The following is a 9,627-nucleotide window of genomic DNA, read 5'->3' as shown; positions in this document are numbered from 1 at the left end:
GGGTGGGGAGCCTTCGGCCCCACGACCACGGCGAGTTTAGGGATCTTCCTTCTCCCCCAAAGAAACCACTCCACCCCATCGAGCACCTGGCGGGCTCGGGTGCGGCCTGGCAGCAGAGCGGGTTGCTGCTCTTTGCTCTGCCCATCGAGAACTGGGCGAGCGTTCGGTTCGGCTTCGTGGGGGGCGGGTTCGCTGCTGCTCGTTCGGCACCATCGAGCACCGGGCGGGCGTAGCGTGCGTGTGGTACCGCGTGTGGGGTCGGATTGGTACCGTGGTGTGGTGGCTATGAACTTGCGGTTGGGGGCTGAGGCCGAGGCTGCGTTGCGGGCTGAGGCCGAGCGTTCTGGGCGTTCGCAGCAGGAGATTTTGCGGGAGGCCGTGGGGACGTATCTTGGGCTGATTCCCGGGCCGGGGGGTGGGGGGGATCCGCTGGTCAGCAAGGGCAAGGTGTTGCCGCCGCGGGTGCCGTTTCGGGATGTGCGACCGCGGCTGCGGCTGGGGCCTGCTGAGCGCAGTCTGGACCTGCTTGACCGTGCTGACCGGATCTGATGCGCGTCTATCTGGATAGCAGCGCCTTGCTCAAACGGGTCATCGAGGAGGCTGAGTCCGAGCCGTTGCGGGCTGTGCTGCGTGACTACGTCGGGGGCGATGCCCTGTTGGTGTCGTCGCGGTTGGCGGCGATTGAGGTCAGTCGGGCTGTTCGGGTGCGGTTCGATCTCGGGTTCGCTGCGGCTGCGGACTTCGTGGACGATGCGATGTCCGGGGTCGCCGAGTATCCGGTTGGGGATGAGGTTGTGAGTCTCAGTCAGCGGCTCAATCCGAACCGGCTGCGGTCGCTGGACGCCATCCATGTCGCGGCGGCGATGTTGCTGGATGTGGACCTGCTGATCACTTATGACGATCGGATGGCTGAGGCGGGGCTGCTCAACGGGCTGCGTTGTGCCGCGCCGGGGGCTCGCGGCTGATCGTCAGAGGCGCGTTGGTCAGGGGTCCGCTGTGACTGGTGTCGGAGAAGGGGGCTAGTCGCCTTTGCGTTGGCCGAAGATGGCCACGCCGAGTGGGGGGAGGCCGACGACGCTGGCCATCAGGTCGCAGAAAGCCTCGCCGTGGGGGGCCAGGGGGCCTCGGGGGGTCCAGGAGGCGCGTAGCTCTAGGTCGTCGGTGCGGGCGGGGCCCGCTATGTCGCCGAAGCGGGCTGAGGAGGTGTCGGTGACCGTGCCGCCCAAAGCGGTGTGGGCCGCGCCGGAGGCCTCCAGGGCGTCGGTGAGCCAGGACCAGCCGACGCTGGGCAGCAGGGGGTCGTCGGCCAGTTCCGCGTCCAGTTCCGCGCGCACGTAGGCCACGACGCGCAGGACGCCGTCCCAGGCTTCCTGGCCCTCCGGGTCGTGCAGCAGGATCAGTCTTCCGGTGGCCAGGACCTCGGCGGGACCGGTGGCTTCCGCGGTGAGGGCGAACGCCCACGGGGCCAGCCGCTGCGGCGGGCGGACCTCCGCGAGCTGCAGCTCCGGTCGAGGTCGCAGCGACTTCAGCGCCTCGACGGCCTGGGTGAAGAGTTCAGGCGCTGTTCCGGTCACAACTCGTAACTGTAGGACCACCCGAGTCAGTGAGCGGTATGGCGCGCCGATGGCCGCCACGCCGGAATACGCGACCCAGGGTTGACCTGTGGCGTGTGACCCACGTCCGAGTAAGACCATCGTCGCACGCGCGCCTCCCGACCCGTGGGACGATGGCGGGGCCATGACTGAGCTCATCACCTCGGCCGCCCCCCGCAGGAGCCTGCCGAGCGCCCCGTTCCTCGCCGCCGCGCGCGGCGACACCCCGACCCGGGTGCCCGTGTGGTTCATGCGGCAGGCGGGTCGCTCGCTGCCCGAGTACCGCGCGCTGCGGGCGGGCACCGGGATGCTGGCCGCCTGCTTCGACCCGGAGATGGTCCGCGAGATCACCCTGCAACCGGTGCGCAGGCACGACGTGGACGCCGCGATCCTGTTCAGCGACATCGTGGTGCCGCTGGTCGCCGCCGGGGTCGATCTGGACATCGTGGCGGGCACCGGGCCGGTCGTCGCGCGCCCGGTCCGCTCGGCCGCCGAGGTCGCCGCGCTGCCGGTGCTCGACGCCGAGCAGGTCGAGCCGGTCGCCGAGGCCGTGCGGCTGCTGACCGCCGCGCTCGGCGAGACGCCGCTGATCGGGTTCGCGGGGGCGCCGTTCACCCTGGCGTCCTACCTGGTCGAGGGCGGGCCGAGTCGCAACCACGAGCGCACCAAGGCGCTGATGTACGCCGACCCCGAGACCTGGCACGCGCTGCTCGACCGGCTCGCCGACACCGCGCTGACGTTCCTGCGCGCGCAGATCGCCGCCGGGGTCGACGCGGTGCAGCTGTTCGACTCGTGGGCGGGCGCGCTCTCGCTCAAGGACTACCGCGAGTTCGTCCTGCCGCACTCGGCCAAGGTGCTCGGCGGCCTGGCCGACGCGGGTGTGCCGCGCATCCACTTCGGCGTGGGCACCGGGGCGCTGCTCGGCGCGATGCGCGAGGCGGGCGCGGACGTCGTGGGCGTCGACTGGCGCACCCCGCTGGACGAGGCCGTGCGCCGCATCGGCCCGGACGCGGTGGTGCAGGGCAACCTCGACCCGGCCGTGCTGTTCGCCGGTGACGACGTGGTGCGCCGAGAGGCCGCCCGGATCGTCGAGGAGGGCCGCAGCGCGCGCGGGCACATCTTCAACCTGGGCCACGGGGTGCTCCCCGACACCGACCCCGACGTGATCACCCGGACCGTCGAGTTCGTGCACGGCCTCACGCCGGGCCGGTGAGCCCGGTGCGCGTGGCGGTCGTCGGCGGCGGGATCTCCGGCCTCGTCGCGGCGCACCGGCTGCGTGTCCTGCTCGGCCCGGACGCCGCGATCACCGTCTTCGAGCAGACTGGCCGGGTCGGCGGCAAGATCCGCACCGTCGACCTCGCTGGCCTGCGCTACGACGTGGGCGCCGAGGCGTACCTGGTCCGCAGGCCGGAAGTGACCGCGCTGCTCGATGAGCTGGGCATGGGCGCGGACGTGGCGCACCCCACCGGGGCGCGGTCCACGGTCCGCGCGGGCGGTGTGACCCGGCACATCCCCGGCCGCACGATGATGGGCGTGCCCGCCGACCCGGCCGCGGTCGCCGACCTGCTCTCGCCAGCGGGGGCGCGCCGCGTCGCCGAGGAGTCCGGCTTGCCGCCGATCCGCCTGGCGGGCGACGCCGTTCTCGGCCCGCTGTTGCGCGAGCGGTTCGGCGACGAGCTGACCGACCGGCTGGTCGACCCGCTGCTCGGCGGCGTCTACGCGGGCGGCGTCGACGGCCTCGGCCTACGCGCCACCATGCCCGCCCTGGCCGCCGCGCTTGACGCGGGCGCCACGAGCCTCACCGAGGCGGCTGCGGCCGTTGTGCCCGCCCCCACCGGACAGCCCGTATTCGGGACGCTGGCGGGTGGCCTGGGGACGCTGGTCGACCGGCTCGCCCGTGGCGCGGACATCCGGCTCAACACGCTCGTGCGCGGTCTGGAGCGCACTGGCCGGGGCTGGCGGCTCACCCTGGGCACTGGGGAGGCCGTGGCCGCCGACGCGGTGGTGCTGGCCGTGCCCGCGCCCGCCGCGCGCAAGCTGCTCGACGGGGTGGTCCCGGCCGCGGCTGCCGCGTACGGCCGGGTCGAGGTCGCGTCGATGGCCGTGGTGGCGCTGGCGCTGCCTGCGGGCGCCGAGCTGCCCGGCACCTCCGGCGTGCTGCTCGGCGCCCGGGAGCGCAGACTGGACGGCTCGCCGTTCGCGGTCAAGGCGTTCACATTCTCCGCGACCAAGTGGGCGCACCTCGGGGAAGGTGCCCAGGGCGGTCAAGGCGCCGTGGTGGTGCGCGGCTCGGTCGGCAGGCACGGCGAGCCCGGCGCCCTGCGCGCCGACGACGACGAGCTGGTGCGGCTGGTCCGTGCCGACCTCGTGGAGCTGACCGGGGTCACCGCGCCGCCCATCGACGCGGTGGTCACCCGCTGGGGCGGCGGCCTGCCGCAGTACGCGGTCGGCCACACCGATCTGGTGGCCGAGATCGAGCGCGCGGTCGCCGATGAGCCCGGCCTCGCCGTCGCGGGGGCGACCCTGCACGGCGTCGGCATCCCGGCCTGCGTCGGCACCGGCGAGGCCGCCGCCCGCCGGATCGCCGCCCACCTGCTGGCTCCGGTCAGCCGCTGATCAGAAAACGACGAATGAGAATGAAGAGGAAGCCGACGTCATGGCCCGTCTGAACTACGCCGAGCTCAACGACACCATCCGCTACACGATGTGGTCGGTCTTCCGGATCACCCCGGGCGCGCTGCCCGAGGACCGCGGCCCGGCCGCGACCGAGACCGCCGAGTACCTCGACGCCCTGGCGGGCAAGGGGGTCGTGGTGCGCGGAGTGTACGACCTCGCGGGGCTGCGGGCGGACGCCGACTACATGATCTGGTGGCACGCGGAGGAGATCGAGCAGGTGCAGGCCGCCTACACCGGGTTCCGCCGCACCGCGCTGGGCCGGGCCTCGACGCCGGTGTGGAGCCAGGTCGCGCTGCACCGGCCCGCGGAGTTCAACCGCAGCCACATCCCGGCGTTCCTCGCCGGTGAGGAGGCGCGCAAGTACGTCTGCGTCTACCCGTTCGTGCGGTCCTACGAGTGGTACCTGCTGCCGGAGGACGAGCGCCGCAAGATGCTCGCCGACCACGGCAAGGAGGCCCGGGACTACCCGGACGTGCGCGCCAACACGGTCGCGTCGTTCGCCCTGGGCGACTACGAGTGGCTGCTCGCCTTCGAGGCCGACGAGCTGCACCGCATCGTCGACCTGATGCGCCACCTGCGCGGCACCGAGGCGCGCCGCCACGTGCGGGAGGAGATCCCGTTCTACACCGGCACCCGGGTGCCCGCGGCCGAGTTGGTCGCCAACCTGCCGTGACGACGGGCTCGGCGGGGGTCGAGCTGGTCGGCGACGAGCGGGTCATGGCCGGGCCGTACCGGGTGGCGCACGCCGCGGCCTGGTGCGTCGGGCGGGTGACCGCGGCGGCGGGGGAGTTGCTGCGCGAGCGCGGCACGGACCCGGGCCCGGTCTCGGTCGACGTCCCGCACGCGGCGGAGGCGTTCCGCAGCGAGCGGCACCTGCTGGTGGACGGCGCGTTTCCCGGTGAGCTGTGGGCGCCGCTGTCGGGCGACTACCGCGCCGAGGACGGCTGGGTGCGGCTGCACTGCAACTACCCGCACCACGAGGCGGCCGTGCGGACCGCGCTGGGCGAGGACGTGGCGGGCGAGGTGGCCGCGCTGCCCGCCGCGGTGGTCGTGGCCGCCGTGCTCGCCGCCGGTGGCGCCGCGGCGGCGCTGCGGTCGCCCGAGGACTGGCGGGCGCACCCGCAGGGGGCCGCCGTCGCCGCGGAGCCGCTGGTGTCGGTCGAGCGGGTCGGCGACGGGCCCGCGCGGCCGCTGCCGCGCGCCGACCGGCCGCTGGCCGGGGTCCGGGTGCTGGAGCTGACCCATGTGATCGCGGGCCCGGTGTGCGGGCGGACCCTGGCCGCGCACGGCGCGGACGTGCTGCACGTCGGCGCGGCTCATCTGCCGACTGTGCCCGCGGCGGTGGTCGACACCGGGTTCGGCAAGCGGTCCTGCCATCTGGACCTGCGCGCCCCCGAGGGCCGAGCCACGCTGCGCGGCCTGCTGGCCGACGCGGACGTCATGGTCCAGTCTTACCGGCCGGATTCCTTGGCGGCCAAGGGGTTCGGGCTGGGTGACCTGCCGCCGGGGAAGATCCTGGTGAGCCTGTCCGCGTATGGCCACAGTGGACCGTGGCGCACCCGACGCGGCTTCGACAGTCTGGTGCAGCTCGCGACCGGGATCGCCCACCGCGACGGTGTGGACCGGCCGGTTCCGTTGCCCGCACAGGCTTTGGACCACGGCACCGGTTGGCTGGCCGCCTACGGCGTGCTCACCGCGCTGCGCCGCCGCGCCGTCGAGGGCGGGACCTGGCACGTGCGGGTCTCGCTGGCCCGCACCGCGCACTGGCTTGACCGGCTGGGTCGGATCGAGTCGGCCGAGCACGGGAAGCCGGTGGACGCCTATCTCTCCCAAATGGACAGTTCAGTTGGGACGGTGCGGCATGTCCGGTTCCCCGGAACGCTTCCGGGTTCGCCGCCGCGCTGGGACCACGGCCCGCGAACCCCGGGCGGTGATCCGCCCGCCTGGTGGTGACGGCCGCGAACACCAAGGCCGCCTTCGGCACACGTGCCGAAGGCGGCCTTGATGTCTTAGATCAGCGGTGTCTCAGGTCAGCGCTTGCCGAGCTGGTAAGCGCGGATGATGGTCTGCTCCACCGTCGAGCCCCGCGAGTCCTGGGCCGAGGCCCGCAGCGACACCGACGACGCGCCCGCCGGGTGGTCGAGGACCACCAGGGACTTCGCGATCACCGTCGCCCGGCGCCAGGTCTTGCCTTCGTCGTAGGACACGTCCACCGACAGCCCGCGCGGCTGGCCCTTCGCCCCGTTCTCCAACTGGAGGGTCACCGGCAGCAGGTAGCGGCCGGTCGGCGCGGCGTTCTCGGCGTCCAGCTCGGCGTGGAAGCGGACGACCGAGATCGGCGCCGCGGCCTGGCCGGGCTTCGAGTCGAACGACCACGTCGCCGAGACGTGCGTGCTCAGCCCGTACCGGGCGTCCCGGGTGCCCTCGGCGGCGAGCGTGTACCGGCCCGCGGACCGAGGAATCTCGAACTGGCCGCCCGCGGGGAAGGCCGTCTCACCGATCTTGACGCCGTCGCGGAACAGGGTCGTCTTCGCCGCTGTCGTTGCCGAGAAGCCCGCGTTGCCGCCGCCGTCGCCGAACAGGCCGATGTCGGCGGCCAGGATGTCCGCGTTCGGGTTCTCCGCGTTCGGCGGCGCGTCGAACCGGCGCAGCCACGGAACCTCCGCGCGCGGGAGCGCGGGGCCGAAGACGGCGACGTTGACCCGCTGCCGGTACGTCTTGCCCGCCTGCGCGATCAGCGGCTCGGCGATGAACTGGCCGCCCACCGCCGTGTCCTGCGGGTTGTCGCCGAAGAGGAACAGGCCGCTGGTCCACCGCGCGTTCTCGGCCAGCAGGTGTTCGGTGTGCACGCCCGCGGTCACGTCCCGGCCCACGGTGAGGCCGCCGCCGCGGCCCGAGGCCGACACCGCCCCGAGGAACCGGCTCGCGGTCGTCCCGGGCACGACCGGACCGACCGTGGTGCGCACGGTCGCGAGGTCCTGCTGCCGCACGACGCGGGTGAAGCCGGTCGGCACCGCCCCGTCTTGGAACCAGGACAGCCCGTAGTACGCCGCGGGCGTGGTCAGCGACGCGTTCAGCGTCCAGGTGAGCATGTCCGCGGGAAGCGCCGGGCCGACCTGCCCGATGCTGAGCTCGCCCAGGTCGCGCATGAGCACGCCGAAACCGACGCTCCGGTTCCCCGCGGTGATGTCGTACCCGCTGAAGCTCAGCAGGGGCTCGGCGGCCGGGTCGGGCGGGGTCACCTTGATCGGCTTGGCCGCGCGTGCGTCTACCACGAGGTCGGTCTTCTTCGTCAGCTCGAACCCCGGGTACGGCAGGTGCTGCGCGGTGAGCGTGGCCTCCTGGGTGAAGAAGTTGTCCAGGACGTAGCGGCCCTTGGGCAGCCGCAGGTCCAGCACGCCGTCCGGGTCGAAGCCGAAGGTGAGGACGTCGTTGTCCAAGCCGAAGACCAGCGTGCTGAACTCGGCGGTGGGATTGCCGTCCGGGCCGAGGAAGGTGGCCCGCAGGTCGTAGCTCTCGACCTCGCGCTCGATCGCCATCGGTGTGCGGACCGCGGTCGTGCCGGAGGTCGCCACGATCGTGCCGGAGTACCCGCCGTCGACCGAGCCGAGCCGGGTGTCGCCGATGACCTCGACCGTCGCCGTGCCGCCCGCCGGGACCGCCACCCTGGTCGAGGACAGCGTGATCATGCCCTGCGGCGCGGGCTTGCCGTCCGGCCCGACCACCTCGGTCCGCAGGTCAAGGGCCACCGGCTGATCGCCGCTGTTGCGGTAGGTGAACTTCTTGCTGACCGGCTTGTCGTCGTCGTGCGGCCAGAGCTGGGTGCCCAGGCTCACCGAGGACGGCTCGGTCGTCAGGGTCTGCGCGAGCGCCGCGGGCACGTCGACCCGGCCGGAGCCCTGGTCGAACGCGCTCAGGCCCGGGGTCGGCTTCGCGGACGCGGTCAGCGCCGCCTTGAGCCGCGCGCCGGACCACTCGGGGTGCCGCTGGGCCAGGATCGCCGCGGCGCCCGCCACGTGCGGGGCCGCCATGGACGTGCCGGACAGGCTCACATACCCCGGCTCGGCCGGGTCGCCGATCTGGCCCTGCGCCGCCTTGGCCGCCACAATGCCCGACCCGGGGCCGGTGATGTCCGGCTTGATCGCGCCGTCGCCGGTCCGCGGGCCGCGGCTGGAGAAGAACGACAGCGAGTCGTCACGCTCAACCGAGCCCACGGTGAGCGCGGCGTCCGCGCTGCCCGGCGACGACACCGTCCGCGCCCTCGGCCCGGAGTTGCCCGCGGAGATGACGAACAGGGTGCCCTTCTCGGCGGACAGGCGGTTCACCGCCGCCTCCAGCGGGTCTTCCTCCGGGCCGTCGCTGCCGCCCAGGCTCAGGTTCACGATGTCGGCGCCCTGCTCGGCCGCCCACTCCATGCCCGCCACGATCCACGACTCCTGGCCGGAGCCGAAGTCGTCGAGGACCTTGCCGTCGAGCAGTTTCGCCCCGTGCGCGACGCCCTTGTACTTCCCGCCGGTCCCGGCGATGGTCGAGGCGACGTGCGTGCCGTGGCCGACGCGGTCGATGGCGTCGGAGGCGTCGGAGAAGTTGCGTTCGCCGATTTCGCGGCTCGCCAGGTCCGGGTGGGTCTGGTCGACCCCGGTGTCCAGGACCGCGACGGTGACGCCGCTGCCGTCGAGACCGGCCCGCCACGCCTCGGGCGCGCCGATCTGCGCGGTGCTGCGGTCGAGGGTGGCCTGCCGCTTGCCGTCGAGCCAGAGCGTGCCCTCGCCGACCAGCGAGCGCCACGAGCCCGCCAGGGCCGTCTTGTCCGCGGACAGCGCGCGGGCGCCGACCGACGGGAGGTCGCGCACCGCCCGCACGCCGGTGGTGGCGAACAGGCCCGCCGGGGCCGGGCCGGACTGGATGAGCGGCAGGTCGGCGCGGCGGTCGTCGTAGCCCGCTTCGAGCAGGCCGGTGACGTCGAACAGGCGGCGGTCGAGCCTGCCTGCGGAGACCAGTGGCAGCGCGTCGGCCGGGACCACGTGCAGGTGGCCCTCGACCGTGCTGGTGTGGAAGACCACGTCAGCGCGGCCCTCCGCGGGCCGGACCGCTGCCGCGGCCCCGGTCGCGGGGACCAGGACGCGGTCGCCGGTGATGAGCGTGACCGTGCGGGCGGAAGCCGCCCGCGGCGGCTCGGCCGCGGTGGTCGCGGTGGCGGGCGCCGCGGCGGCGCAGACCAAGCCGAGTGTGATTGCCGCCGCGGTGATCCTTGTTGTCGTGTTTCGCGCGCGCGGGCGCATTCGACCCCCCGAGTGTGCTGTTTATGGGCATGCCGAAAAGGCCGGATGTCCGGTGTCGGGTGAATCCCCCCAGAATC

General features: G+C 73.5%; 8 protein-coding genes. 6 read left to right on the top strand and 2 right to left on the bottom strand.

What is annotated here, in order from left to right:
• Positions 1–279: 279 nt before the first annotated feature.
• Positions 280–549, top strand: coding sequence for a hypothetical protein (locus ACZ6SD_RS28585; RefSeq protein ID WP_465320105.1), 270 nt, complete (start codon positions 280–282; stop codon positions 547–549).
• Positions 549–965: a type II toxin-antitoxin system VapC family toxin gene (locus ACZ6SD_RS28580; RefSeq protein ID WP_465320104.1), complete on the top strand. Its 417-nt coding sequence runs from the start codon at positions 549–551 to the stop codon at positions 963–965. The genes ACZ6SD_RS28585 and ACZ6SD_RS28580 overlap by 1 nt, the downstream gene beginning before the upstream one ends.
• Positions 966–1,019: 54 nt before the next feature.
• On the opposite strand, the gene ACZ6SD_RS28575 is transcribed toward ACZ6SD_RS28580, so the two are convergent.
• Positions 1,020–1,574 carry a DUF3000 domain-containing protein gene (locus ACZ6SD_RS28575; RefSeq protein WP_465320103.1) on the bottom strand — a complete coding sequence of 185 codons (555 nt, stop codon included), beginning with the start codon at positions 1,572–1,574 and terminating at the stop codon, positions 1,020–1,022.
• Positions 1,575–1,737: 163 nt separating this feature from the next.
• On the opposite strand from ACZ6SD_RS28575, the gene hemE reads away from it, so the two are divergent.
• Genes hemE through ACZ6SD_RS28555 form a run of 4 tightly spaced genes read left to right on the top strand, consistent with a single transcriptional unit; the run spans position 1,738 to position 6,221 of the window.
• Complete coding sequence (hemE, locus tag ACZ6SD_RS28570) at positions 1,738–2,805, top strand: uroporphyrinogen decarboxylase (RefSeq protein WP_465320102.1); 1,068 nt, start codon at positions 1,738–1,740, stop codon at positions 2,803–2,805.
• Positions 2,802–4,208 carry a protoporphyrinogen oxidase gene (gene hemG / locus ACZ6SD_RS28565; protein ID WP_465320101.1) on the top strand — a complete coding sequence of 469 codons (1,407 nt, stop codon included), beginning with the start codon at positions 2,802–2,804 and terminating at the stop codon, positions 4,206–4,208. Before hemE ends, hemG begins: the two co-directional genes overlap by 4 nt.
• 40 nt (positions 4,209–4,248) lie before the next feature.
• The gene (hemQ, locus tag ACZ6SD_RS28560; protein WP_465320100.1) at positions 4,249–4,941 is read left to right on the top strand and encodes a hydrogen peroxide-dependent heme synthase; all 693 of its coding nucleotides are present in this window, start codon (positions 4,249–4,251) and stop codon (positions 4,939–4,941) included.
• Between the two features lie 44 nt (positions 4,942–4,985).
• Positions 4,986–6,221 (top strand): CoA transferase, encoded by a 1,236-nt coding sequence (locus ACZ6SD_RS28555; protein WP_465320109.1) that lies wholly within the window; start codon positions 4,986–4,988, stop codon positions 6,219–6,221.
• Positions 6,222–6,298: 77 nt separating this feature from the next.
• Here the strand turns inward: ACZ6SD_RS28555 and ACZ6SD_RS28550 are convergent, their stop codons facing one another.
• Positions 6,299–9,550, bottom strand: a complete 3,252-nt coding sequence (locus tag ACZ6SD_RS28550; RefSeq protein ID WP_465320099.1) for a S8 family serine peptidase — start codon at positions 9,548–9,550, stop codon at positions 6,299–6,301.
• Between the last annotated feature and the right edge of the window lie 77 nt (positions 9,551–9,627).

It is taken from the genome of Actinokineospora sp. NPDC051303, from assembly GCF_055586285.1.
Note: the sequence above shows the minus strand (reverse complement) of the source record. Positions and strands in the feature narration are given on the sequence as shown.

Bases quoted from the DNA above. Each gene is read 5' to 3' on its own strand.
- ACZ6SD_RS28580 (WP_465320104.1), top strand. From the start codon at position 549: ATGCGCGTCTATCTGGATAGCAGCGCCTTGCTCAAACGGGTCATCGAG.
- hemE (WP_465320102.1), top strand. From the start codon at position 1,738: ATGACTGAGCTCATCACCTCGGCCGCCCCCCGCAGGAGCCTGCCGAGC.
- hemQ (WP_465320100.1), top strand. From the start codon at position 4,249: ATGGCCCGTCTGAACTACGCCGAGCTCAACGACACCATCCGCTACACG.
- ACZ6SD_RS28555 (WP_465320109.1), top strand. From the start codon at position 4,986: ATGGCCGGGCCGTACCGGGTGGCGCACGCCGCGGCCTGGTGCGTCGGG.
- ACZ6SD_RS28550 (WP_465320099.1), bottom strand. From the start codon at position 9,550: ATGCGCCCGCGCGCGCGAAACACGACAACAAGGATCACCGCGGCGGCA.